General features: G+C 56.8%; 1 rRNA gene. It reads left to right on the top strand.

Features of this window, described 5'->3' with window-relative positions:
* Positions 1-743, top strand: a 23S ribosomal RNA gene (locus ABD335_RS30690); the annotation flags it as partial.

Below are 743 nucleotides of genomic sequence, written 5' to 3' on the forward strand. Positions count from 1 at the left end.
GAAGCCGAGAACTTAAGCGCCAGTAAACGGCGGTGGTAACTATAACCATCCTAAGGTAGCGAAATTCCTTGTCGGGTAAGTTCCGACCTGCACGAATGGCGTAACGACTTCTCGACTGTCTCAACCATAGGCCCGGTGAAATTGCACTACGAGTAAAGATGCTCGTTTCGCGCAGCAGGACGGAAAGACCCCGGGACCTTTACTACAGCTTGATATTGGTGTTCGGTTCGGCTTGTGTAGGATAGGTGGGAGCCGGTGAGGCCCGCACGCCAGTGCGGGTGGAGGCGTTGTTGAAATACCACTCTGGTCGTGCTGGATGTCTAACCCGGGTCCGTGATCCGGATCGGGGACAGTGTCTGGTGGGTAGTTTAACTGGGGCGGTTGCCTCCCAAAGGGTAACGGAGGCGCCCAAAGGTTCCCTCAGCCTGGTTGGTCATCAGGTGGTGAGTGTAAGTGCACAAGGGAGCTTGACTGTGAGACTGACGGGTCGAGCAGGTGCGAAAGCAGGGACTAGTGATCCGGCGGTTACGTGTGGAAGTGCCGTCGCTCAACGGATAAAAGGTACCCCGGGGATAACAGGCTGATCTTCCCCAAGAGTCCATATCGACGGGATGGTTTGGCACCTCGATGTCGGCTCGTCGCATCCTGGGGCTGGAGTCGGTCCCAAGGGTTGGGCTGTTCGCCCATTAAAGCGGTACGCGAGCTGGGTTTAGAACGTCGTGAGACAGTTCGGTCCCTATCCG

This window comes from Streptomyces macrosporus, assembly GCF_039533145.1.
GTDB lineage: Bacteria > Actinomycetota > Actinomycetes > Streptomycetales > Streptomycetaceae > Streptomyces > Streptomyces macrosporus.